This window comes from Paenibacillus sp. FSL R5-0486 (assembly GCF_037975155.1).
Classification (GTDB): Bacteria; Bacillota; Bacilli; order Paenibacillales; family Paenibacillaceae; genus Paenibacillus; species Paenibacillus amylolyticus.
Genome location: NZ_CP150237.1, coordinates 5,569,089 through 5,595,751, shown reverse-complemented (window position 1 = coordinate 5,595,751; position 26,663 = coordinate 5,569,089). Strand labels below are relative to the sequence as shown.

The following is a 26,663-nucleotide window of genomic DNA, read 5'->3' as shown; positions in this document are numbered from 1 at the left end:
CAGAGGAACCTGTTTCCGATTGTCCTTGTACCGATGTTGTCGTTGTCGTCGTCGTCGTTTCCTGAGTCACAGCGATCCCTCCAATGCTCGTGCGAATTCGTCAATCTCTTCCTTAGTGCGCCGTTCGGTAACAGCAATCAGCATATGTCCGGCAAGCTCCGGGTAATCACGTCCGAGTTCGTAACCACCAATAAAGCCCGCATCCAGCAGTTTCAACTGAAGAGTATCCACGTCGGTTCCTTCAGTAAGCTTAATAACAAACTCATTAAATGTTGGTGCATTAAAAGTAAGGCTAACTCCAGAAATCGCAGTTAATGTATTGAGGGTGTAATGACTCTTTTGCAAATTCAGATCCGCGACATCGATCATTCCTTGTTTACCCATGATGGACATATATACAGATGCGCTGAGTGCAAGCAAAGCCTGGTTGGAACAGATGTTGGATGTCGCCTTTTCGCGTCGGATGTGCTGTTCACGTGCTTGCAATGTTAGTACAAAACCACGCTTGCCATTGCGATCGGTTGTTTGGCCTACAATTCGGCCAGGAATTCGGCGCATATGAGGCTGGGATACTGCGAAATATCCGCATGTCGGGCCGCCGAGTGAAGCGGCGATGCCAAGGGGTTGCGCATCGCCAACCACGATGTCGGCACCCAGCTTGCCTGGGGCTTCCAGCAGACCCAGCGATAGCGGGTTTGCACTTACAACGAGCAGGCCCTTGTGCGCATGCACGAGGTCGGCAGCCTGCTTCACATTTTCCACAGCACCAAAGAAGTTCGGACTCTGGATCATGACAGCAGCGGTATCGTCCGATATGGCGGCTTGCAGGGCATCCCAATCAGTGACGCCATCTTTATAACCAATCTCGACAATCTCCAGACGGAGTCCGTGCGCATACGCCTGCAATACCTGACGGGCTTCCGGATGAACGGTACGGGATACGATGAGCTGTTTGCGACGAGTTGCCGCTGCGGCCAGGTTTCCTGCTTCGGCAAAGGCAGTTGCGCCATCATACATACTGGCATTCGCTACAGCCATACCGGTTAATTCACAGATGTACGATTGAAATTCGAAAATAGCCTGTAGTTCACCTTGGCTGATCTCAGGCTGATAAGGTGTGTAGGCAGTGTAGAACTCGGAACGGGAAATGACATGATTGATGACGGAAGGAACATGATGATCGTATATACCTGCGCCGAGGAAGCTGGCGTGTGTTTCGAAATTGGCGTTGGCGCCAGCTTGTTTGGACATATGACGTGTCAGCGTATATTCATCAAGTTTGAAGGATACGGGCAGCTCGCCCTGATAACGAATCTCTTTTGGAATGTCCTGAAACAAATCCTCCAGCGTATCCACACCGATGGTTGCGAGCATGGCGCTCTGATCTTGCTCAGTCATGGGAATGTAACGGTGCTTGCTCATGCTTGATCAGCTCCTTGAGTAGGTGTCTTCGACGTACGTGTCCGTTTATGAAAAGGGGTCTTCACGACCTCCGCTTTCAGTTTCTTGCCGCGGATCTCAATCTCAAGCGGGGTTCCCAGCGCAGCGTATTTGCTGTCGATGAGGGCAAGCCCCAGATTACGCTTCAATGTAGGTGATTGCGTGCCTGTTGTCACTTCACCAATCTGTACGCCTTCGGCGTAAATCGGATAGTGGGGGCGGGGAATACCGCGCTCCAACACTTCGATGCCGACCAGTTTGCGGGCGGGCCCGTCAGTTTTTTGCTGTAACAAGGCTTCGTGTCCGATAAAAGGTCCGGCATTCAGCTTCACAAACATACCTACGCCAGCTTCGAGTGGAGAGATAGTTGCCGACAATTCCTGTCCATACAGGGGGAGCCTTGCTTCAAAGCGTAATGTGTCCCGGGCACCAAGTCCGGTCGGTACAAGTCCGTGACCTTCACCGGCTTGCATTAATCCATTCCAGACCACAGCAGCCTGGTCCGCAGGAACATATAGTTCAAAGCCATCTTCACCGGTATATCCGGTACGGGACAACAGTAATTTTACTCCACATACTTCAGCATCCTGCACAAAACGAAACGGTTCAATCGAGCTTACATCCGTATCTGTAACTTTCCCGATAATGTCTACAGCCAGTGGACCTTGCAAGGCGAGCAGCGCCGTTTGCTCCGAATCGTTGGTCATGCTTACGCCAGGGATCAAGTGCTCTTGCAGCCACGCCCAATCCTTGTCGATGTTGGAGGCGTTAACGACGAGCATATAATGCTGATCTTCCAGCTTATACACGAGCAGATCATCCACCACACCGCCATCTGGATAACACATCAGGGTGTACTGGGCTTGACCGGGAACCAGCGTGGTCACATCATTGGTCATCATTTGTTGCAAAAAAACTTCAGCCTGCTCACCCTGTACTGTGAATTCGCCCATATGGGATACATCAAACAGCCCAGCACGCTCGCGCACCGCTTCATGTTCTTTCTGGATTCCGCTAAATTGTACCGGAAGCTCCCAGCCTCCAAAATCAATGCACCGTACGCCTTCGTATTGCTGATACAGTGGGAAGAGTGGTGTTCTAAGCAAATCGGACATCAAATCACCTCGTCATAGGCCGTCAGCCGGCCGGATATACAATCGTGGATCAATGAACCAGGGTATTTTTAAATTTTCAGCTAGATATTTTCATCACATAAGTATGGTAAGGGCAACTATGGCAGCGCCGTTCTACATCCTGTTTTTCGTTTTTTGGGAAAAAGGAAAAGGACAGGCCAAAGAATCGGCATGCCAAGTAGCACGCTTATTCTAAGGCTCTGTCCCTTGTACCTGAGAGTTACCCCGCTACGTTGTGCAGCAGGTTTCCCCTTGGGTGATCATAACGCCCGCACAGGGCGAATAGATGCTCTCCAGAGTTGCGTCCCGTAAAAGTCCTTTTGCCTGAGAGATTCACCTCCGCTTATCGGTGGTTTACTCCTTCGGCGTTACCTCATGTACATCCCGAATCGGGTGTCACGGGTAATCTCTCCCTTTACATTCATCCGCGGGTATAACATAGTCCAATAAACACATTTACTCCTTTCATTAAAACGTGAATCCACTACCGATGTCAAGAACGATATCATAGATAATGATTTAAAACCGAATATTTAATTTAGTTTTTATGTTATTGTTCGTATATTTAAAAAGACTACGCTTACTATTCTAATATTCACCAGTATATGAAGAAAGAGTGTAATCCGGTTACAGGATTTAGAGGTGTTCAGTAAATAAATTGTGAGGTATCTTGACATTTGATTCAAAAATATCATACGCTATGTTCTGGGAAAAAGGTTAAGGTCAAAGAACGCATGCACTCATTTAATGAAAAGCGAGGCGGATATCGATGAGCGAATTGAAAAGTGATTTCCTGTACAGTGAAGAGCACGAATGGGTGCAAACCGTAGGGGAGGATACTGTACGTATTGGCATTACCGAGTTCGCGCAGCATCAGCTGGGTGACATTGTGTTTGTGGAATTGCCTGACCTTGAAACCAATGTAAAAGCAGAGGACAGCATTGGAACGATCGAATCGGTCAAAACGGTGTCGGACTTGTTCTCTCCCGTCACAGGTTCAATTATTGCAGTCAATGATTCGTTGCAGGACTCCCCTGAACTTGTGAACAGCTCTCCTTACGAGGAAGGCTGGATGATTGAGATCCGTGTTGAGGGAGATCTGACAGCAGCATTGTCTACATTGATGAATGCAGACGCGTATCGGAAACATACGGAAGAATAGTTTTAACGAACTTGTACTTATTAACATATATTTTATAACCAAATGAAATGAGCTTCATATTGTTTTGACCTGTGTGAGCCGGATGCTTGCACAGGTTTTTTGTGCTTTAAAAGAATGGTTTTGAATGTGGATTGTAACAGATTGTGGATGTGAATCACCTGATTGGACCAAGCTATAGGTTAGAAAATGATTCTGGAAATGATAAAAGTCATAGGCGAAAAAATCCTTGTGTACCAATGGGTTCAGTCATTATGCATCAATTAAAACGATTACATAACCTAATGTTGTCATCATTGTTCATGACGAAAGTACGCTTTCATTTCATTGAACAGGAGAGCATTCTCGCTTAGGATTACAGCAGGGGAGAAATGATACCCCTTTCATAAATCATAATCACTTGATCCAAGGAGGATAATACAATGAGTAATTTGGACCAATCGTCCAATTCCAAAGGTGGGCTACGGGTTGGTGTTCAGCGTTTTGGCCGATTCCTGAGTGGTATGGTCATGCCAAATATGGGAGCGTTCATCGCCTGGGGATTAATTACGGCTCTGTTCATTCCAACAGGCTGGTTCCCTAACGAGACGCTTGCACAGCTAGTTGATCCGATGATCAAATATTTGCTGCCACTGTTAATTGGTTACACCGGAGGTACGATGGTGCATGGTCAGCGTGGTGGTGTCGTGGGTGCCATTATGACCATCGGGGTCATCGTGGGTAGTGATATCCCGATGTTCCTCGGTGCCATGATTGCCGGACCACTGGCAGCATGGATCATTAAAAAGTTTGATAAATCCATTGAAGGTAAAGTTAAAGCCGGATTTGAAATGCTTGTTAACAACTTCTCAGCCGGTATTATTGGCGGGATCTTGGGGATTTTTGCGCTACTGGGCATCGGGCCTGCTGTAGAAGCGATTAGCAAAGTATTATCTGCCGGTGTACAGGGCTTAATGAATCTTGGTTTGCTGCCGCTGGTCAACCTAATCATTGAACCAGGTAAAGTATTGTTCCTGAACAATGCAATCAACCACGGGATTCTGACACCAATTGCAACAGATCAAGCGAGAGAATTAGGGAAATCCGTATTATACATGCTTGAATCGAACCCGGGTCCGGGACTTGGTATCTTACTTGCTTACTGTTTCTTCGGACGCGGAATGGCCAAATCTTCTGCACCGGGTGCCGTTATCATTCATTTCTTCGGGGGAATTCATGAGATCTACTTCCCTTACATTCTGATGAGACCGATTCTGATTCTTGCTGCAATTGCGGGTGGCGTCGCAGGTACATTAACATTCATGCTCACCGGAGCAGGACTTGTTTCAGCACCATCACCGGGTAGTATTATCGCGTATTTCTTCTTAACACCAAAAGGTGGATACCTGCCGATGTTCGCAGGGGTGCTTGTAGCAGCCGTCGTTTCTTTCCTGGTTGCAGCAGTGTTGCTGAAAACGGGTAAACAAAAGGACGAAGATCTGGAGTCCGCATCCAGTCGGATGAAAGACATGAAGAGTCAAGGAACCCTGCCAAACGCTGGTATTACGGCTAATCAACGTGAAGCAGACAGAGCCGCAGATATGGCTTCTTCTACCGTCAAAACAGACGTGAAGAAAATTGTCTTCTCCTGTGATGCAGGCATGGGGTCAAGTGCCATGGGTGCTTCCATTCTACGCAAGAAGATGAAGGCAGAGGGGATTGACGTTACGGTGACCAATACGGCTATCAGTGATATCCCGCCGGATGCAGACGTGGTGATCACACAACAAGTATTGACCGATCGTGCCCGCTCCGTTGCGCCGAACGCAGAACATATATCCATCGACAACTTCCTAAAAAGCCCGGAATACGATGCGCTCGTTGAACGTCTGAAGTAATTGCACGCATTTGTTTTCCCTGAGCCGGAGGCTGAGATATGAGTATTACCAAAAGACAACGTGAAATCGTGGAGTTCCTGCTGGAGCATCCACATGAAGTAACTGCCGGCGAAATCGCCGTTGAAGTAAAGGTCAGTACCCGAACGGTTCACCGGGAGCTGCAAATGATTGAACAATGGCTTGAACCTTTGGGCATGAAGCTGGAAAAAAAATCAGGAACCGGTATCCGAATCGATGCCAGTTCCGATGATCTGGCTGTATTGCGCCAGCAACTAGAGGGTAAAGAATATGTAGAGTTTACGCCAGAAGAGCGTAAGCTCTTCATGCTTTGCATCCTGCTGGATGAACCGGAGCCTGTAAAGTTACTCGCCTTGGCTTCGGATCTGAAAGTGACCGTATCCACCGTAACCACTGATCTGGACGATCTGGAGTCACGGATTCGTCAGGCGGGACTAAAGCTGGTTCGCAGACGTGGATATGGCGTCAAGATTAACGGAAGTGAGACGAATCATCGCACAGCCATAGCTGCACTTGCTCTCGAATTTTTGGATGAATCCGACCTGTTCGGAAGACAACCTGAACAAGGGGGCTCCATCGTAAACCAAAAATTGTTGGATATGATTGGACATGGTGATGTACTTACGGTCGAAAATGCGTTATGGCAACCAGATATCGAATGGCTGGAGAACATCCCGGAACGCCAATACATGAAGTTGCTGATTCAATTATCCGTAGCGGTTGTACGTATTCGTAAAGGCTTTGGCATTGGCCGTATACCTCCCCTGGAGAACAAGGGAGATGAAGTCGCAGAGCAGGATGAGATGAAGGTTCCACCTTATATGGCTTCCCGCTTGTGTGGTGTGTTATCGACCCAGCTGGGGCTGACATTCTCCCAAGATGAGCAAGCTTATTTTCACAGACTATTAGTTGAGACAGAGCAGCGGATTCATTCTTCGCGGCTGTTGCCAATAGATGATTTGATTTTACTGGACAGGGTACATTCACTGATTGATCAGATGCAGGCGAGAACACATTACGCCTTTCATGAGGATCGTTTGCTTCGTGAAGGTCTGCTTGGTCATATGCAACCTGTCATGGAGCGAATTGAAGGGCAACAGATGATTCGTAATCCGCTACTGCAGCAGATTCGCAAGGATTATGATTCCCTCTTCGAAGAGGTCAAACAATCCGTGCATCAAGCTTGGCCAGGCACAGAAGTTCCGGATGAAGAAATTGGTTTCTTGGTCATGCATTTTGGGGCTTCCATCGAGAGGTTACGTGCATTGAAACGGGAGATCAGGGCGATCATCGTGTGTACAAGCGGAATCGGCTCATCACGTATGCTCTCCAGCCGACTGTCCAAGGAGATTCCCGAGATTCGGATCATGGACAGCGTGTCCTGGTATGAAGCTGCCCGGATGCCTACAGATCAATATGATCTGGTGTTATCCACTGTTGATCTGCCGATGGATGAGCATCAGTATTACAAAGTGAGTCCACTGCTTACGGCAGAAGAGAGCGAGCGTCTGCGTCATTTTATCCGAACAACAACATTACAACGACAGCATAATAAGCCCCGTGAAGCCGAGGTTCAGACGACAAGTCGTTACTCGGACCCGGATGGAATGGAAGCTATTTTAGTTGAAATCGTCCGAATTATTGGCAAGTTTCAGGTGTATCCGCTGGATAACCAAGATATCGGATTCTATAAAACGGTGTATGCGATGTGCAACGTACTCCATGGATCTGGTGTGCTGAAGGAACCGGAGGAGGTCGCGAAACGGTTGGAGGCACGTGAGGCAGTGGGGAGTCAGAAGATTCCCGGTACAAGACTTGCGCTGTTTCATACACGCAGTGAGGGAATTTACAGGCCGTCTATTAGCTTGTTTCAGCTCACGGAGCCACTCCTCTGTACGCCGGATGATCCGGCAGGAGTTACCCATGTCCTCTTGATGCTTGGTCCCAGAGAATTATCCAAGGAAAGCCTGGAGGTTCTCAGTGAGATCAGCGCCCTGTTATTACAGGAAGAAATGATTACATTGCTGGAAAAAGGAATCAGGGATGAACTCATTCATTACCTGTCCCAGGAACTTGTTGGATTTTATCGCAGTAAAACCGAAATTGGAGGTCAACCATTATGAGTATGTTAACAACAGATAAAGTCATCATGAATGCGACGGCTCAGGACAAATACGAAGCGATTCGCATGGCAGGGCAGATTTTGAAGGATGCGGGACATATTACCGCTGATTACATTGAGAAGATGATTGAACGTGAAGAGATTGTCTCGACCTATGTAGGGAACGGACTTGCGATACCGCATGGTACAAAGGAGTCCAAAGCCTTCATTTTATCCACAGGTATCTCTGTCATTCAGTATCCACAGGGTGTTGATTTTGGCGAAGAAAAGGCTTATATGGTCATTGGTATCGCGGCTCAAGGCGGAGAACATATGGAGATTTTGACTAGCATCGCGGTGATCTGTGCTGAGGATGAGAATATGGAGGCTCTGCGTCTGGCTAAAACTGCCGATGAAGTTATTACTATTCTGGAAAGTGAAATGGAGCTATGAAGGCCCTACACTTTGGCGCAGGTAACATTGGACGCGGGTTTATCGGATTGATTCTCTCCCGTGCAGGGTATGAGGTGATTTTCTCCGACGTGAATCAGACCTTGGTAACAGCTCTCCAGCAACGGGAGCAGTATACGGTGGAACTGGCTAACGAGAGCAAGGATCAAGAGACCGTTACAGGCGTAAATGCAATCGATGGGACCCAGCTGGAGACGGTTGCCCAAACCGTTGTGGAAGCGGATCTGATTACAACCGCGGTTGGCGTGGGCGTGCTGAAACATATTGCACCAGGTATTGCAAAAGGACTTGAGAAAAGATTGAATTCCGGTCCGGTTCAAAACCCACTTCACATTATTGCTTGCGAGAACGCCATTGGAGCCAGTACGCAATTGAAAGAGCATGTATATGCTCTGCTCAATGAAGAAGTGCGTTCCCTTGCAGATCAGTTTGTCTATTTTCCAGACTCGGCCGTAGACCGGATTGTGCCTATTCAGCATCATGAAGATCCGTTGCATGTACAGGTGGAGCCTTTTTACGAGTGGGTGGTGGATCGTTCCCAGATGGCTCCTGCATTCAAACCGGTTGAGGGCATTGTATATGTCGATGATCTGGAGCCGTATATCGAACGGAAGCTGTTCACTGTTAATACAGGACACTGCGTTGCAGCATATATCGGTAATGTGCACGGTTATGACACGATTCAGAAGGCTATTGCCGACGAGAAGGTGAAATCGATTGTATACGGTGCTTTGCAGGAAACAGGAAAAGTTCTAGTGAAGCGTTTTGCATTCAACCCGGAAGAACATGAGCAGTATATTGTCAAAATATTGGGACGGTTTGTCAACCCGTATCTTACCGATGAGGTTACTCGTGTTGGTCGTTCCCCGCTGCGCAAGTTGTCCCCAAATGATCGTCTGGTTCGCCCGGCCCTTCAGGCATATGCGGATGGAACTGATACGACTTATCTGGCTATGGGTATGGCAGCAGCCTGCAAGTTCGATGTCTCCGATGATCCGGAAGCAGTTGAACTGCAGAACATGATCCGCCAGAAGGGGATTACAGCTGCGCTCCACCATTATACGTCCATGAATGAGCATCATCCGGTGCTTGAACAGGCTGTTGCCCAGTATAACCAAATGTAAGAACAGTGGTAGCAAGCTAACAGTATTGATGAGGCATAATGAAGAAGAGCCATACAGTTATTAACTGTGTGGCTCTTCTTTTGGTTGGCGTTTATCGGCATAGTCGTCCAAACAGCGTTGACATACGCAGGATTTTCGGCGCTGCTCTGGCGGAATGCGGTCAAACACACCCTCGGGGAAAGTAGCCCGGTTACACCAGCATTCCGAATGAGGATGTCCTGCGGCATAGGAACAGCGATTAGCTTCCCCGCATAATGGGCAGACAAGAACATCGATATGGATGTGCTCTTGATCGTCTTGTACTGCAGACATTCAGTTCTTCCCTCCCTGTGCAATAGCTACGAGCTGAAGTTAAACATACTGGTACCAGTATAACAGAAATGTGCCGGTGATTATGGATTTCACTCTGTATATATGACTTCCAGTTCACCACATCTGTTTCTCCCATCGGCTATTCTTCAGGCGGTAATTCGATCTGTAGGCCTTCCACATGTTTGCGTCCCATCAATTTACGTTTCTTACGATTTTCCTTTGTTTCCAGCACAATGTCCAAATCATAATCGTCACCTGGATAAAGCTCATTGGCAGATATATGCAGAGTCAGGCGTTTCTTATGGATTTTGACTTTGCGTCCTCGCAGTATGACCCCGATATTTCCACGGCTATCCTCGACATCACAGACGATGCCCGACTGATTAAGATAGGCCGCATACACCCGATCTCCTTTGCGAAAAGTTTTGGCAGGAGCAGGAGAATCCGACTCTCTGGTTGTTGTCTTTTTGTTGAGACGGATTGGATCCTTTGACTGTTTCGACTGGTTCTTTCTGGATAACTCTGCTGGGCTGACTGATTCTGTACCAGAACGAGCAGGCGTCAGGGCCTTAGTTTCCGAAGGAGGTGACGTGAATCCTAATGTACGATCTCTCGAAATACTTTGATCGGACAGGGACTTGGAGCGCTCTATAATTCGCTGTGGCATGCCCAGCTTCAATGCAATGGAATAGGCGTAACTTTCACCAGCTTCTCCGATACGCAATCGATACAGCGGCTTGAGAGAAACGGTGTCAAATTCCATACGGGCATTTTCGAATCCTGGCGTGGCAGCTGCAAAATGTTTGATTTCACCAAAGTGTGTTGTCGCCACAACGGTTGCTCCGCGGCTGTGAAGTTCCTCCAGCATGGCGATGGACAATCCGACACCTTCACCGGGATCTGTGCCGGAAGCCATCTCATCAATGAGCACCAGAGTCGACGTATTGGCCTGTTCCAGTATGCCAATCATATTGCGAATATGTGCAGAGAATGTACTGAGTGCTTGTTCCATACTCTGTCCGTCACCAATATCAACCGCTACCTCGTTATAAACAGCCATCTCGCCACCTTCCTCTACCGGAATAAGCAAACCGGATTGCATCATCAGGGTTAACAAACCAAGTGTTTTGAGCGCGACCGTTTTACCCCCGGTATTCGGGCCCGTAATAATGAGCGACGAGTATGTTCTGCCGATGGCAAAATCAAGGGGAACCATGGAAGAACCCATGAACGGATGACGTGCACGTTGAAGGCTGATTTGGCCTTGTGTATTGACTCGAACGGTACGCCCATCCATGGTGGCCGCATATTTGGCTTTGGCAAACAGGAAGTCCAATACACCTACCGTTTCGGTGTTGAGGGCGATTTCACGGTTATACGATTCGGCCAGAGAGGTTAAATCACCGAGAATTCTCATCTCCTCTCGGGACTCCTCGGCTTGTAGAGCAGCCAATTCCATCTGCAGACTTACTAATTCAACGGGTTCAATATACACGGTTTGCCCGCTCCCCGATTCATCCAGCACACTGCCTTTCACCTGTTTACGGAACTCTTTCTTAATGGGTAGAACTGTTCTTCCTCCACGTTGGCTGATGACATGCTCCTGCATGATGGAGCGATGTTTACTCACCAGAGAATCAAGCTTTCGTTTCATGCGTTCCTCATTCACCGTCATTTTTTTACGAATTCGAATCAGTTCCTTGCTCGCCTGATCCTGAATGCGTCCACTATGGATGCAACGCTCGATCTCACTCAGCAAAGGTTCGATTAGAATCATGGATGTTGCATAACGACTGACGGTGGGAGCGGCCCCGGATTTGCCCTCCATGTATTTCATAAGTTGTGCACAGCTCCGCAGGAACTGAGCGAGATGACTGAAGTCGCGTTCACTGAATAGATAACCGGTGCCAAGCAGATCCATAATGGTTTCCATTCCGTCGAGTGAAGGGAGGGGGATACTGGCCCCGAAGCGAATCAATGCAGCAGCTTCTGCTGTTTCTTCCAGGCGAATCTCGATCAGGTGAGCATCTACCATCGGTTTTAGTTCTCTCGCATAACGTTTGCCCAGATAAGACAGGGCGCAGTCTGCAACATTTTTTTGAATTTGTGGATAGCCCAAACTGTTTAATGTGTTCTCATTCATGCGTAATCTCTCCTTGAATTTGAATTGGGATTTCAGTTGACGCGCTGAAACATATTCCTGGAAAACGCAAAAAGGGCGGAGAATGAACAAACGTCATTCTCCGCCCTAAACGTATGGGAAAGCAAAGTCCACTACAGGTCTATATTAAAAAATCCGCGCTGAACTCAGCGCGGAAATAGACCCGGACAATTACAATCCCGGAGGCGATTTATGATATCCGCTGTTCTTAACTAAGTACAGGGATCTGGCGCATCATGAAATACACGTATGCCATATGGGCACAAGCGCAATGAAAGGCCAAACTCCTGAATATGAAACTTGGTTAGTTAAGAACATTCACCGACATTAAAAATCTCTCCTTTGATTGAGGAATATGCAACCAATATAAACTGGAAATTGGTTTGAAGTCAACCTTTAGAATAAATGAGTGGACTTGAATAAGAATGGGTTTTAAAATAACAATAGTAAATTAATCCAATGAAAGCGATTTATTTTAATAAACACACGTATAAAGGAGGATGCTCTTCTTGCCGAAGTATTTACTGCGTTTGCTCTGTTTTACCCTGATCCTCGGAGCCCTTCCGGTCATTGTTATTGGTTCAGTCTCGTATACGATTGCATCACGTGACATTGAACAGAAAGTGCGTGAGAGCAATCTTCAGATATTACATCAGACCCAAATGAGGGTGGAACAAGTTCTGCGCAGCCTGCAATTATCATCCATCCAGTATGTTAATTCGCCCTTGGTACTACAAGCGATGAAGAAACCACTAGACAGTAGCGAGTTTCAGGAGATTCGTGATCTGACCTCCGGTTTTAACAACTTGCAAGCGGTTACGAACATTGACCAGGCCTATCTGGTCAATCTGGATGAAGATTGGGTCGTTTCGATGCGTTCTTTTGGCAAATTGGATGATTTCAGCATTCGAGACCGAATTGGCTCCTACCTGAGTTATACCAACAGCCTGTTCTGGGTCACTCAGAATGCCAGTTCAGCCAAAGAAAGTGTACCTGTGTCAGCAGGTATGGGTGAACTAACACCCGAACAGGCACCTGCTCTTATATCATCGGATAATGTGGTCAGTATGGTATTCAAAATCCCGATGATACCAACCAATGTGAAACCAAAGGGATTTCTTGTAATTGATATCGCCGATACGGAACTGAGTACATACTTGAGCCGAAATACGAATTCTGGAGATATGTACGTTCTGGATCGGGAGCAGAAGTATTTTCTGAACGATATGCAGCAAGGCGGGAAATATGACGGGCTGAATAAGGAAATTCAGGAAATGGTGCAAACGACGGGCCAGCCAGAGGGTTTCTTCAGTGCGGAGGTGGAAGGTAATCAAGTGGCGGTTAGCTATAGGCAATCTCCGCTCAATGGCTGGTTATACGTGTCCGTTGTATCTCTTGGACAGATTACGGCCCAGTCACAGAAAATTGCATTGGTTACCGGTATCGCTACACTGGTCATGTTATGTGTAACGGGATTGTTCGCCATATACGGCAGTCGGCGGATGTACTCACCGATCTCCAGACTGCTGCAATTTACGAAGGGTTTGGATTCCCCAGTTGCTCCGTCAGGACGCCGACAGGATGAATTTATCTATATTGAGGAGCAATTGTCAACCTTGTTCAGCTCGGAGAAAACGATGCGTGAGCAGATGAAGGGGCAGCATGTGCATCTCCAGGAGTTTTTTATGACCAAACTGCTGACAGGTAAAATCTCGGAAGAAGATTTCAGATATCAGGGAGAATTGTACGATTTCCCGACAGGCTGGGCGAGTCTTGGTGTACTCATGCTCCAGATCGATACCTTGGAAGGGACCCGATATGAGGAACAGGATCGCGATCTGCTGCTGTTTGCTGTCAACAATATGGTAGGTGAGCTCCTTCCTTCGGCAGTTCGGTTCACCCCGGTCATGCTGGATGATGCTCAGGTTACCGTACTTGCCTCCGAACTCACGGATGAGGTGAAGCTGAAGGAATGGATGCATACCCAGGCAGACTGGATTCGTGAACGTGTCGTGACCTACCTGAATCTGCCCGTAAGTATCGGCATCAGTCGTTACTACTCTTGTATTGGCGATACGCCAAGAGCGGTTCAGGAGAGCCGAGAGGCTCTGCAAGGCCGGGTAAGTCTGGGCAGCCGTATTATTTTGCATTACGAGGATATACAGCCTCGTGGTCAGATGGAAGCCGCGTTGTATACCCAGTTACGTATGATCGAGGATCAGCTTGCGTCTGCGCTCAAGCAAGGAGATGAGGAGAAGACGGACGCCTACTTTAAGCAATATTTGGGACTGCTTGCAGACAAAAAGCTTCATTTCAGTGAATACCCCGTCATTATGGTTCAGTTATTGTCTCGTGTATATCAGCTTGTGCAGGAGCAGGGCGGGGATGTAGCTGAAGTACTGGGTGAAAAAGCATCCATGTCACATTTGCTGAAGTTGTCCACATTGGACGAAATGACCAATTGGTTCCGCAAGCGGCTGTTCCTGCCCGTCATCCGTTTCTGGCGAGAGCAAGAAGAATCCCAATACATGAATATTGCGAGACGTATGATTCGTTTGATTGAGGAACGTTATGATCGTGAATTATCGCTGGAAGCCTGTGCCGCTGAGCTTAATTTTCACCCTGTTTACCTAAGTCGGGTATTCAAGAAGGAAGCAGGAGTCAATTTTACGGAATATCTCGCAGAGTATCGTATGGAAAAAGCAAAGACCTGGCTGCAAACAACAAATCTTAAAATATCGGAGATTGCCGAGAAATTAAACTATACCAACCCAACCGCATTTATCCGTACGTTTCGCAAAATTACAGGAACAACCCCCGGCAAGTACCGGGAGCAGCAACGATAAAACAAACCTGCTCTGCCCGCCATGGCAGGCAGGCTTTTTTATGTTTGGATGAAGGAAGAAGACCACTTTTTTCCATGAAGTTAAGACAGGAATATAGAGGTTGAAAGCAGTTCATTGCGCCTTTGAACTCTGTGAGGGAAATGAGCTAAACCGTTGCTACATAAGGAAAAACAAAAGGCTAAAACGAGACGATAGCCAGTCATTCGTTTATCCTCCACAATGAAGACATGAATTCAGGAAGTGATATTTTGTAATCGTTTCCAATGTGGGGAGGAAGACAATATGAAAGCCGAAACGGCGGCTCGAACACGGCCCGCTACCCGCAGTGACAAAAACCTGCTGTGGAGGGACATTATCAAAAACCGGTGGCTGTATATCATGTTAATACCGGGTGTGCTTTACTTTGTTATTTTCAAATACATACCCATGTATGGCATCACGATGGCTTTTCAGGATTACACGCCTTACAAGGGCATCTTGGGAAGTGACTGGGTAGGGTTCAAACATTTCCAGCGTTTCTTCGGAGAACCGCAGTTCTGGACATTATTTCGGAATACATTTTTGCTTGCTATTTATAACATTGTGTTCTTTTTCCCACTGCCAATTGTACTGGCACTCATGATGAATGAAGTTCGCCGTGAACGATTCAAACGATTTGTACAAACACTTGTTTACGTTCCACACTTTGTTTCCTGGGTTGTTGTTGTCGGTGTGTTCTACATGCTGTTCACAACTGAGGGTGGTGCGATTAATGAATTGCTCTATAACCTGACTGGACAAAAAGTGGCGTTTCTGCTTGAACCCGGGTGGTTCCGAACGATGATTGTTGGACAATCCATCTGGAAAGAAGTTGGTTGGGGCACAATTATTTTCCTTGCAGCACTCTCCGGTGTGGATACACAGCTCTATGAAGCTGCGCGGATTGATGGTGCCAATCGGTGGCGCCAAACCTGGCACATTACGTTGCCGGCCATTCGCAGTACCATCGTCATTTTGCTCATTCTGCGTCTGGGCAATTTCCTGGATACAGGTTTTGAACAGATATTCCTGATGCTAACTCCGACAAACCGGGATGTGGGCGAGGTATTTGATACCTACGTGTACACGAAGGGTCTTACCCAGGCACAGTACAGTTATAGTGCTGCTGTCGGGTTGTTCAAATCGGTTGTCGGGCTGGCGCTTGTTCTTGGTGCCAATACGCTGGCCAAAAAATTCGGGGAGGAAGGCGTCTACTAACCCTCGGGAGTAGACGTTCTTCACCAGACAGGAGTGAACATTAAAATGCAACAGGATAAAACGTGGGGCAACCGGATCTTTGATTTTCTCAATCACGGCTTGCTGCTGTTGATTGGAATTGTGACGGTCATCCCGTTCATTTATATTTTGGCCGTCTCGTTTACCAGTCCGCATGAAGTGGCTAAGGGAGGATTCATTCTTTTTCCAAAAGAGTTCTCTCTGGCCGCGTACCGTTACATTTTCTCTACAGATACTTTGATTCGCAGTCTGGGTGTATCGGTCTATATTACCGTGATCGGTACCTTCATTAACCTGCTGTTTACATCACTTATGGCGTATCCGCTCTCCAGAAGATATTTGCGTGGACGCCAGCCCATATTGCTCGGTGTATTGTTCACGATGCTCTTCAGTGGCGGGATGATTCCAACATACTTTGTTGTGAAATCCTTGCACCTGACGGATACGTTATGGTCACTGATGCTGCCAACCGCTATTAGTGCATTTAACTTGATCGTACTGAAAAACTTCTTCCAGGCCATTCCCGACGAGCTGGAGGATGCAGCCAAAATTGATGGATGTAACGATGTCAGCGTATTGTTCCGGATTGTACTGCCGTTGTCCATGCCAGCCATGGCGACATTTTCACTCTTTTACGCGGTGGCCCACTGGAACAGTTTCTTCAGCGCTGTTATCTATATCAATGATAGTGAGAAGTGGCCTGTCCAAGTCTGGCTACGTGAGATTGTTATTCTGGCACAGAGCCGAATCGGAGACACAAGTATCGAAGAGACCGAGATCCAGCCGCTTACCATTCGCATGGCCGTTATCGTGTTCTCCACAATCCCGATTATGCTGGTATACCCATTCCTGCAAAAGCACTTTGCAAAAGGAGTGATGCTGGGTTCGGTGAAAGGTTGAGTCGGCACATGGTTCGAAGTCAGTTCAGTATGACTGCATAAAAAAAGGGAGGTTTTCATGTTATGAAAGCAACAAAAAAGAAAGCCGTAGCTGTCTTGAGCACACTGGCACTGGTGACAGGTTTGCTGGCAGGATGCGGATCAGACGAGGGTCAGGCTGCCGAGGGCGGCGTACAAAATGTGTCCATAGCCATTGCACAGGTGGGTGATGTGCCAAGCAAAGGCAATGAAGTTCAGCAAAAGATTGAAGCGTATACCGATACCAAACTGGATATCCAGTGGATTCCGGCTTCGGCCTATAATGACAAAATTAACGTAATGATCGCTTCAAGCGATATGCCAAAAATTGTGAAAGTACAATATAACCCAACGGTAACCAGCGCGATGCGTAATGACGTGTTCTGGGAAGTGGGGCCTTTGCTGAAAGACTACAAAAATCTGTCGGCACAGAACGAGCGTTTTTTTGACAACATCAAGGTAGAGGGCAAAATCTACGGGGTTCCTGTATTCTCTGATATTGCGCGGGCTACGGTAATCTATCGCAAGGATTGGTTCGAGAAGCTGAATCTCAAGGTGCCAGCCACACCGGATGAATGGTATGAAACGATTAAAACACTGGCAACCTCCGATCCGGATGGAGATGGTCAGGATAATACGTTTGGACTGATGCTTTTCAAAAAATATAATGAGGATCAATATTCCTTCACGACGCGCCTTGGCGTAAGTTTTGGTGCACCTAACAAGTGGAAGGTCGAAGATGATGGTAGCTTCACGCCGGAATTCATGACACCGGAATATATGCAGGTGCTGGATCTGCTGAAACGTTTGTACGATGAGAAACTGCTAAATCAAGATTTTGCCGTATTCGACTCTACGGAAGCGGAGAAAAAGTATGATTCCGGTGTTGTTGGTATCCGTGTTGGTGTTGCGCAGAACGGAAAAAGTCAGCAAGAGCGTTTGTCCAAAAACAATCCGGATGGTGTGGTAGACATCGCTGGTTTGCTTGGAGCGAACGGAGATCGTGTTGCAGGACAGACGGGTAACTCCGGGATTCTGGCATTCCCTAAATCAACGGTGAAATCGGAAGAAGAACTCAAAAACCTGCTCTCCTTCTTGGATAAACTGATGGACCCTGAGATGGCGACCCTGTTGATGCGTGGTATGGAAGACAAACATTACACCAAAGTGGGCGAAGATCAGGTGGAAATGAGTGACTTCGATGCATTCCAGCGTGAAGTGAAGCCTTACCGTGATAATCTTCCTTATGTCGAAGGGTATAACGTACCGAAATTGAAGGATACCGAACTGGGTGAAAAAGGTACGGCACTTGCCAAGGAACTGGCGGAGCACGCTGTGCCAAACCCTGCGCTGACGTTATATTCTCCAACGTATGGTGACCGTGGGGCGGACCTGGATCAGGTGATTGCCGATGCGCAAACCAAATACATTATGGGCAAAATCGATCAAAGTGGCTGGGAAAAGGAAATCGAGAATTGGGGCAATGCTGGTGGAAACAAGATTCGTGAGGAATATGCCGAAGATTACAAAAAACAGGCTCAATAAAGAGCCAGAAGCGGAGGCTTGATCATGAAGGAAACACTGCAACTCACATCGGTGCGCATGGCACAGCAATTCATGGAAAGTTATCGCAACCATGAGCTGTATTCCACTTGGCATTATGAGAACGGCTGCTTACTGAAAGCGCTGGAGGAGCTGTATACGCACACGGGGGAGCAAAAGTATTTTGACTACATCCGTGAGCTGATGGATCATTTTGTTCAGGAAGATGGCTCCATTCGCTCCTATACGATCGAGGAATATAATCTGGATCAGATCAATCAGGGGAAATCACTGTTCCTGTTGCACGAGAAAACGGGAGAAGAGAAGTATCGCAAAGCTGCGGGGTTGCTTATGACTCAGCTTAAGGGACAGCCACATACGAGTGAAGGCGGTTTCTGGCACAAAAAGATTTACCCTTTCCAGATGTGGCTGGATGGGTTGTACATGGCTACTCCGTATCTGACTCAGTATGGCGCAGTGACGGGTGAAGAGAAGTGGTTTGACAAGGCGGCTCTGCAGCTCTTGCTGGTGGAGCAACGTACACGTGATCCGCGTAGCGGTCTCTTGTACCATGCCTGGGATGAGAGCAAAGAGCAACGCTGGAGTTCGGGTGAGACGGGATGTTCACCACATGTCTGGAGTCGGGCGATGGGCTGGTATGTGATGGCGGTTGTGGATACCTTGGATTATCTGCCGGTAGATCATCCGCAGCGCGGGCAGATTGTGGGTATCTTCGAACGGGTAGCAAACGCACTAGTGCATGTGCAGGATCAGCAGACCGGACTATGGCCACATTTGTTGGATCAACCGGGACGTGAGCGGAACTATCTGGAGGCTTCCGGGACCTCAATGTTTGTCTATGCATTGGCCAAAGGTGTGCGTAAAGGATATCTAAGTGGCAAGTTCAAAGCGGTTGCGGAAAAAGGGTATCAGGGTCTGCTACAGCATCTGTTGCAAACGGATCGTGAAGGCGTGCTGTCCTTGACGCAGTGTAATGGCGGAGCCGGTCTTGGAGGAAGCCCGTATCGTGACGGGTCCTATGAGTATTATGTGACCGAGTCCATTCGGATTAATGATCCGAAGTCGGTCGCTCCGTTCATTTTGGCGGGAGTGGAGATTGAACTTTACAAGTCCAACTAACATGTACATGAGAACGGAGAGGGCAGAAATAATCTGAGGAAGCGAAGCGTTCGCCTTTATCCCCGGATTTTCCCCTTTATAAAAGGGAATCAAAAAATCTGGGGATAACAGCGATCTGAAGGTTGTTCTGTCATCGGAGTGGTTTGTGTACATAACCTTATCCAAAAGGAGAGATGGTTCATGAGTCCAAAAGGTCCAATGTCCCGTTTAGGCGGAATCGTTGTAATTGGTGCAATGTCCGCTGGATTGCTTGCAGGTTGCGGGGGGGAAAAAGCACCTGCTGCAGGGGAAGGTAAACTTCCCATTTCCATCTCTTTAATGCAGGTAGGAGATATACCGGCCAAGGAGAACGGGATTGAAAAGAAGATTGAGGAATATACAAATACGGATGTCAATGTACAGTGGATTCCGCAGTCTGCTTTTGATGATAAGGTGAATGTTATGGTTGCTTCAGGCGAGATGCCGACCATTATGCGTGTGAATTATGTACCGACCACATTTAATGCCGCCAAAACGGGACTGTTCTGGGAACTGGGGCCTTACTTGAAGGATTATAAGAATTTGTCTGCCCAATCCGAAGCTTATTTTAACAATATCAAAATTGAAGGCAAGGTCTACGGTATTCCGAACTTCCGGGATATTGGACGGACTGCGATCGTATATCGCAAGGACTGGTTTGATACGTTGAAGCTGGATATACCAAAAACGCTGGATGACTGGTATGAAGTGATGCGCTCTATTCGTAAGGATGACCCTGACGGGAATGGTAAGGAAGATACGTACGGTGCACTGCTCTTCAAAAAGTATAATGAGGGTGTCTCTTCTCCACTGACGCGGATCGCTGTAAGTATTGGCGGTGTCAACAAATGGGGTGTGGATGATGCTGGGAAACTGACCCCGGAGTTCTTGACCTCGGAATACGTGGATACGATGAAACTCTTCAAGCGACTGTTCAGCGAGGGACTGATTAATAGTGATTTCCCTGCCTTGGACCCTTCTGATGCGGACAAAAAAATGGATTCAGGCCTGGTTGGCATGAAGCTGAATGGTGTGGCTCAGAACGGAAAGTCTTCTCAGCAGAGGCTTACACCTAACGCTCCGGATGGAGAAATTGATGTGGCTCCGTTCCAGGGAACCGATGGTATTCGCATCGCCGGAGAACCAGGGAACTACGGAATGCTGGTCATCCCGAAGGCATCCGTTACGGATGAGGAGCAATTGAAGCAGGTTCTCACGTTCCTGGATCAGTTGATGGATGAGGAATTAAGTGCGTTGCAGCTCCGTGGATTGCTCGATGTGCACTACACCAAGACTGCGGATGGGAAAACCGAACTTAAGGATTTTGACGCTTATCAGCGTGAAGTGAAGCCATATCGGGATAATTTATTAAGCATTGAAGGTTATAACGTGCCTGAACTGGTTGATGTTCCGATTGGTATGAAAGGTACAAAGATGGCGCGTGAGAATGAGCAGTATGCCATTGCCAATCCGGCACTCACCTTGTCTTCGGCGATCTATACTGAGCGTGGTCAGGAGTTGGATCAGATGATCTGGGATGCACAGACCAAGTACATTATGGGTAAAATCGATGATGCAGGTTGGGAGCAGGAAATCGCAAGCTGGAGAAAAGCCGGTGGTGATCAATTGATCACGGAACTCGAAGCATCCTATAAGGAGTTAAACGGAAAATAAAGCTGGCTGAAATAAAAAAGGTTGATCAAATGGAATGATATGGTTTATTCTATGAGTGAGTTCATTTTTCCAATATCATAAGAAAGACCACACCCTTAAAGCATAAGGCTATGAATCTGCGGATTCATGGCCTTTTTTTGTATTTTAGGGGAATGAAGTGGGTCTATGGAAGGAGGGGCGCACGCCTTGAAGTGATGGGGATGGACGAAAAATAATACCAATAGCCTAGTACAACATGGTAGAATATTGATTATTATGGCAAATTTAGGTTGTGGTTGTGAAGATAAGTGACTAGGTTTACCAAGTAAAGCATCCCCATACTAAGGTACATAGGAGCGTGAGTAGATTGAAGAAGCAGATTGAAGGACACGAGAAGAAGAAAAAACGGAACGGTTGGATCGTCGGGTTATTAACGACAGCTGTATTGGCAGCAACACTATTGCCCGTTGGACCAGTACATCTGACGTCGACAGCTAATGCAGCATCGGGAACAAGTGACACGGCCCTTAGCAAGTTCAAGGATATCAAGGGCCACTGGGCTCAAGTAACAATTGCCAAAGCTTATGAAAAAAATCTGATCTCTGGTTACCAGGACGGAACGTTTCGTCCCAATGGCAAAATCACGCGTGGGGAATATGCGACAATACTCGCCCGCGCGACTGGACTGGAGAAGGTAGAGGGGCAGAATTCCTTTGCTGATCTCAAGGGACATTGGTCTGAAGCGGCGGTTAGCCAACTTGTCGGACAAGGATTCATTAACACTGATGATTATGCCAAAGGGTTCAATCCAAATGCGGAGCTGACGCGTTACGAGATGATGAAATGGATTGCCAATGGACTGATCAAGTCCGGAACCAGCTTCCAAGATGCTTTTAACGATACAAAAAATACGCTGCTCCCCACACCGGAAGTGAACCGCGGCACCATTCGTGCTGAGCAGATTCCGTATCTTGCCCTTGTTCGTGGGACAGGCATTGTCGGTGGATTCCAGGATGGCACATTGAAACCCGTGGATTCCACAACTCGTGCAGAAGTATCGGCCATTTTACTGCGTTATATGGACGTAGAGGGCACGGATGCCGGGAAGTACAGTGACCTGAATGAGATGAGAGAGGTCGGTACGACGGGGACGAATTTAACGACAATTAGTAATTATTTTTATACTAAGAATTCTGTAAAAGTAAGTGATATATCAAAAGGAGATATAAAACTTTCTAACAAATCAGGAGTGCTTACACTTCATAGGTTTATTGTGGTGAAGGTTCAGAATGGAAAACCTCAAGGAGTATATAGCAAACTTTTTGTAGAACCCAATATTTCGAGTGGCGATTATTATCTAACATTTGCTGATTTATCTTTTATATCAAATACAGATAAGTCAGATTTGATTACCTACAGTGGTGGTTTAAATAACGGATTACTAAATTTTAGACGTCTAGATTTAGAATTTGCTGATAAGAACGGATTCAAAACTATTCCTAATAGCCCAAGAGAACTCATCATAAAAGGGAAAAAGGTTAGATTTTGGACAAGGTCAACTTTAGATTACAAAAATGGATCGTATCATGTTAAAGCTGAAAATGTAGGAGAAATGAAAATACAAAATATGTATTATTAGTGAGGTGATATTGTATATATGAGGAATGGAATGCGGTTGCCCGTATTCAAATGCTCAAAGTTACTATTTATATTATTCGCTTTATGTTCCGGTCTCGCGGGGATAGTAAGTGATCATTTGGTTTATGCAGCAGTTGATCAATACGGTCCAAAGTCTATGAAAAGCCCTGTTCTAAAAAGTATTCCAGCTGACAAGACAACTGCTACTCCTGGAGTTTATTGGTACCAGCTTGATGATGGGAGATTTAGAGCAGATCATAGTGGTGGACCCACTTATTCAAATAATGCAGGGAGTTGTACGACCCCGTATCCTGCTTTAAAAGAGGTGCCGGATAGCATTGATTTTTCCCGATGGCCTGCGGTTTCTTGGCCTCAATATAACGGAAATACGCTAACATCCTCTAGTTTCAAGGAAGTAAACATCAAAAGTGTGGAATATAAAACTCAATTTGAACAGGCAACATATACAGGTGTGGGAAGGACAGTGATCACACCTCCAAGTACAGTTGTTGCTATTAAGACCTTAACTGGTGGAAATCACGAATGGACTCAGAATGATCCATTTGAAAATGGGGGAAGAACAACTGCAGGATGTCCTAAGCATAATGTTTCTTATTTTACGCCCATGGACATCATTTGGGAAGGTGATTTGGAGGAAGAAAAAGAAATCGATGTAACCCCAGATTCAACCCTTACCATAGAGCAAACCCAGCAGATGGAAGCCTTGGTGAAGACAAAGGGCTATGGTGCGACAGCTTTTGGTGGGGGCATCGACGTATCCCGCAGGGAAGCAGAGATCAAATGGTTTTCTTCTGACGAGACAATTGCGAGTATAGAGTTGAAAACAGGGATGTTAACAGCTGAGAGTCCGGGCACGGTCACTGTGCGTGCAATCTGGAACAATGGTACATATCTCATCTCGGATACAGCCACCATAACCGTTACGTCTGAGCCAGGACTCGTGGTGAATTTGCCGAACGCTTGTAAAGCCAATACAACACCACTACAGGCAGAAGCAGTTCTAACCAAACCGGATCGCTCTGTTCATAAACTGACAGCTCATCCTAAATTGACGTGGCAGAGCTCGAATCCGGCTGTGGCAACGATCGGTGCTGATGGCAAAATCACGACAAAAGGGATCGTGGGTAGCACTACCATCAAAGCTCATTTTCTTGATTCTGCTCAGCAACTGGATGAACAAGGGACTCAGGTGCTTGAGGTGAAGGACTGCACAGATAATGGAGAGGGTGGTAATGATGGCGATCCGGGGGGTGACCCTGCGAACACTTGCCCTGTGACCATCAGCCCACCGAGTAGAGGCACGGTTATTGAAGCATCGGTTATAGACCCGTCTGTTCGAGGTGTGTTGAAGGCAGACGAGCGTGGATCTGAGAAGTTCGATGTTACCCGTGGTATTCCAACTTCGGAAGATCTCTATGCCAATGTTTTAGCCAAGGAATATCTGTTTCAGCACCGTTGGGTTAACATGACAGGAACGGTGACTTACACCGTTAAGGTGAAAAGGGTTTATCATAAAACCTGGACGATCCCGGGAAGAGCGTCTAGTGGTGAGGGGGATCCAGGAACACCTCCTGAGCCCAAAGAACGTGATGTGCCTGGGGATAAAAATATGCAAGTAACACGGACATATAGCTATTGGCAGATCGATAACCTGGAGGTATACAAGTTAAATGAGGCAAAGGTATCTAACTATGCGCTAGGCGGTTATGGTGACACCGTGACCCTTATGCCCAATGCATATACACCACCGACTTTGCAATCGGCTATGGATACTGCGGTTACCAATCATGTGAAACCTGCGCCATGTCGAGAAATTGATCTTGGTATCAAAGGGGTTCCTGGTGGTTCGGATGAACCGCCTACGCCAGATGAGACATCATTGTTTCAATCCAAAGCTGAAGCGGAGGTTAGAGAGAACACCGTTAATAACGACAAGGTAACCTTTAATGGAGCGACAATTATGGATCCTGCTCCTGTGACCAAAACCGCTCCGCAACCGGGAAGTATCCCCCAGCCTGGCATGATTGGGGATATTGTTCTGTACCAGAACCGTCTGACGATCAAGAACACATTGATGAACAAAGCTAACCAGCCAACCACGGGTGAGATAACGTATGGACTGCTCCCTGGTAATGTTAACGGAGGTCAGGATCAGAAGTTCCCCATTCAGGGCATTAACTCGGTGACAGTACATACTCCAGTTGTGAACTATGCCTGGGTGTCAGATGATCAGCCTCATAATCAGAAGACTACGCCTGATCCAACCAGAGCTGCACTTATTTTAGAGCGCCCATTCATTGTACGAATCCCAACCTCAGGTCAACACTTGGATGTAGCAAGTTATCCTGGGTATGGAAACCATGATTATGCGAAATATTTCCGGATCAAACAGGTTCGTTTCCCATTCGATGTTTATAACGGTGCGAGAAGTCAGTTTATTCCGGCCATGACATGGGTGGATATTCCGGTAAATCAGTTGGACACTCCTTTTTATCTTCCTGTTTGGGTAGATGAAGGGAATTATCAGGTTGAGTTTCGAAATATCGCCGAAAATGCACCTGCAAATTTCACAGAACAACAGGATGCCAATAAGAATCTGACTCATCATGTCGCAGCAGATACCGTTGCTGTAGACGTTATCGGACGATTATATGATTTTCACATCACCGATATTTCAGACTACAACTGGGAGAATGTGTTCCGTAAGCGGATAGGCAGCCCCGAACCAACGGGTGTAAGCTACTGGACCGGAGGAAACAGTATAGACGGAGATCCCCGAGGTAATTTGGCTCCCTATGTCCTGCCTATTCGTCCCGGCAGTCATCCGGTACAGGGGTTCCGAAATGCTGCAGTGAAGACGGGTTACCATTTCAAGTTTGATCTGAAAACCAAGGGTAATATGTTTGGGAAACAGGATGGTATCCGAATTACGCCGACGTTCTCTTTTGTGAGTAAAGATGGCACCACCCGGCAAGAAGTGGATTTATACTACCATCGAGGACAGGAACGACTCATTCGTATCGGATCGGCACAAGATTTAGAAAAACGCTTTGTTGTCCTGAACTCACGGTTGCGGAATGTCCCCGGTACGGAGTTAGGTGATACAGCGCGTTATCAGTATACCTATGAACTGTCGGCGGAGGAACGCAATCAGGGTACAATGGCGGAACATATGGTTCGTTTCGTGGATCAGACCTCTCATCATAAAACGTGGGTAGGTCGTTATGACTGGATGATTCTTCCTTCACAGATCCGTACACTCATTGGCCCAAAAGCAGATATTCCCTCCAGTGTTAATGTGGATCGGGCGAATGCAGCGATTCAGCGCTGGTATGGGGAATATAGCTTGCCAGCAGATGTATATGCTGTACCCAAAGGAACCGATCTCGAGTCGCTTTCCAGACAAAACCAGTTGGATGAGAAGGCAATGGTATTTCTGAGGGACGGTTACATTGTGGTTAACTTCAATATCGAAACATTGCGCAGTGGCAATACGAGTGCACCGCATCTGCAATATATTCATGCACCGTTGATGAATCAATGGCAAATGGAAGGTTTTGATAACAGCCCGGTAGATGGTCAGGGAAAAAGCTGGCCGATGCAAGATGGGGACGTGGTTTTGTACCACGCCGATCAATCCAGCCGGAATGATTTCCAATCCCAGGTACCGCATTAGGGAGATATCGTTTTACCCATAAAAAAGGCAGGCGTCATGTGAATCTACATGACGTTTGTCTTCTTTTGTGTAATTCGGATTATGGTTGGGTAGCAGAACGGGTATAAAGGGTAAGGAGCACTCGTACCATCCATGTTCATCAATTTTTTCAACGAGAGGGGA

17 protein-coding genes and 1 riboswitch are annotated in these 26,663 nt (G+C 47.0%); of the genes, 13 read left to right on the top strand and 4 right to left on the bottom strand.

Annotated features, from left to right (window positions below):
- Positions 1-66: 66 nt before the first annotated feature.
- On the bottom strand, positions 67-1,422 hold the full coding sequence (gene gcvPA / locus MKY01_RS24740) for an aminomethyl-transferring glycine dehydrogenase subunit GcvPA (protein WP_339283989.1): 1,356 nt from the start codon (positions 1,420-1,422) through the stop codon (positions 67-69).
- Positions 1,419-2,555 carry a glycine cleavage system aminomethyltransferase GcvT gene (gene gcvT, locus MKY01_RS24735; RefSeq protein ID WP_127551417.1) on the bottom strand — a complete coding sequence of 379 codons (1,137 nt, stop codon included), beginning with the start codon at positions 2,553-2,555 and terminating at the stop codon, positions 1,419-1,421. Before gcvT ends, gcvPA begins: the two co-directional genes overlap by 4 nt.
- A 320-nt stretch (positions 2,556-2,875) precedes the next feature.
- Positions 2,876-2,998, bottom strand: a riboswitch (glycine riboswitch).
- A gap of 344 nt (positions 2,999-3,342) precedes the next feature.
- On the opposite strand from gcvT, the gene gcvH reads away from it, so the two are divergent.
- The 5 genes from gcvH (at position 3,343) to MKY01_RS24710 (ending at position 9,323) form a co-directional block, all read left to right on the top strand.
- On the top strand, positions 3,343-3,735 hold the full coding sequence (gene gcvH, locus MKY01_RS24730; RefSeq protein ID WP_047844042.1) for a glycine cleavage system protein GcvH: 393 nt from the start codon (positions 3,343-3,345) through the stop codon (positions 3,733-3,735).
- A 419-nt stretch (positions 3,736-4,154) separates the two neighbouring features.
- Positions 4,155-5,609, top strand: coding sequence for a PTS mannitol transporter subunit IICB (locus MKY01_RS24725; RefSeq protein ID WP_076319876.1), 1,455 nt, complete (start codon positions 4,155-4,157; stop codon positions 5,607-5,609).
- A 38-nt stretch (positions 5,610-5,647) separates the two neighbouring features.
- The gene (locus MKY01_RS24720; RefSeq protein ID WP_339283988.1) at positions 5,648-7,750 is read left to right on the top strand and encodes a BglG family transcription antiterminator; all 2,103 of its coding nucleotides are present in this window, start codon (positions 5,648-5,650) and stop codon (positions 7,748-7,750) included.
- On the top strand, positions 7,747-8,181 hold the full coding sequence (locus MKY01_RS24715) for a PTS sugar transporter subunit IIA (protein WP_339283987.1): 435 nt from the start codon (positions 7,747-7,749) through the stop codon (positions 8,179-8,181). The genes MKY01_RS24720 and MKY01_RS24715 overlap by 4 nt, the downstream gene beginning before the upstream one ends.
- Positions 8,178-9,323, top strand: a complete 1,146-nt coding sequence (locus tag MKY01_RS24710) for a mannitol-1-phosphate 5-dehydrogenase (protein WP_339283986.1) — start codon at positions 8,178-8,180, stop codon at positions 9,321-9,323. The genes MKY01_RS24715 and MKY01_RS24710 overlap by 4 nt, the downstream gene beginning before the upstream one ends.
- Before the next feature lie 60 nt (positions 9,324-9,383).
- On the opposite strand, the gene MKY01_RS24705 is transcribed toward MKY01_RS24710, so the two are convergent.
- Together MKY01_RS24705 and MKY01_RS24700 are read right to left on the bottom strand one after the other, a co-directional pair.
- The gene (locus MKY01_RS24705; RefSeq protein WP_339283985.1) at positions 9,384-9,635 is read right to left on the bottom strand and encodes a cysteine-rich CWC family protein; all 252 of its coding nucleotides are present in this window, start codon (positions 9,633-9,635) and stop codon (positions 9,384-9,386) included.
- Positions 9,636-9,774: 139 nt separating this feature from the next.
- On the bottom strand, positions 9,775-11,778 hold the full coding sequence (locus tag MKY01_RS24700) for a DNA mismatch repair protein MutS (RefSeq protein WP_339283984.1): 2,004 nt from the start codon (positions 11,776-11,778) through the stop codon (positions 9,775-9,777).
- Positions 11,779-12,305: 527 nt separating this feature from the next.
- Between MKY01_RS24700 and MKY01_RS24695 the strand changes: the two genes are divergently transcribed.
- The 8 genes from MKY01_RS24695 (at position 12,306) to MKY01_RS24660 (ending at position 26,501) form a co-directional block, all read left to right on the top strand.
- Positions 12,306-14,642: a helix-turn-helix domain-containing protein gene (locus tag MKY01_RS24695; protein ID WP_339283982.1), complete on the top strand. Its 2,337-nt coding sequence runs from the start codon at positions 12,306-12,308 to the stop codon at positions 14,640-14,642.
- Positions 14,643-14,924: 282 nt separating this feature from the next.
- Positions 14,925-15,878 carry a sugar ABC transporter permease gene (locus MKY01_RS24690; RefSeq protein WP_017686861.1) on the top strand — a complete coding sequence of 318 codons (954 nt, stop codon included), beginning with the start codon at positions 14,925-14,927 and terminating at the stop codon, positions 15,876-15,878.
- A 45-nt stretch (positions 15,879-15,923) separates the two neighbouring features.
- A complete protein-coding gene (locus tag MKY01_RS24685) occupies positions 15,924-16,796 on the top strand; it encodes a carbohydrate ABC transporter permease (RefSeq protein ID WP_036617041.1) in 873 nt (290 codons plus the stop codon).
- Positions 16,797-16,858: 62 nt separating this feature from the next.
- Complete coding sequence (locus MKY01_RS24680) at positions 16,859-18,358, top strand: extracellular solute-binding protein (RefSeq protein ID WP_339283980.1); 1,500 nt, start codon at positions 16,859-16,861, stop codon at positions 18,356-18,358.
- A 24-nt stretch (positions 18,359-18,382) separates the two neighbouring features.
- Positions 18,383-19,495: a glycoside hydrolase family 88 protein gene (locus MKY01_RS24675; protein WP_339283979.1), complete on the top strand. Its 1,113-nt coding sequence runs from the start codon at positions 18,383-18,385 to the stop codon at positions 19,493-19,495.
- Between the two features lie 180 nt (positions 19,496-19,675).
- Positions 19,676-21,187, top strand: coding sequence for an extracellular solute-binding protein (locus tag MKY01_RS24670; protein WP_282320451.1), 1,512 nt, complete (start codon positions 19,676-19,678; stop codon positions 21,185-21,187).
- A 346-nt stretch (positions 21,188-21,533) separates the two neighbouring features.
- The gene (locus tag MKY01_RS24665; protein ID WP_339283976.1) at positions 21,534-22,805 is read left to right on the top strand and encodes an S-layer homology domain-containing protein; all 1,272 of its coding nucleotides are present in this window, start codon (positions 21,534-21,536) and stop codon (positions 22,803-22,805) included.
- A 429-nt stretch (positions 22,806-23,234) separates the two neighbouring features.
- On the top strand, positions 23,235-26,501 hold the full coding sequence (locus tag MKY01_RS24660) for a DUF5704 domain-containing protein (RefSeq protein ID WP_339283975.1): 3,267 nt from the start codon (positions 23,235-23,237) through the stop codon (positions 26,499-26,501).
- The last annotated feature ends 162 nt before the right edge of the window (positions 26,502-26,663 follow it).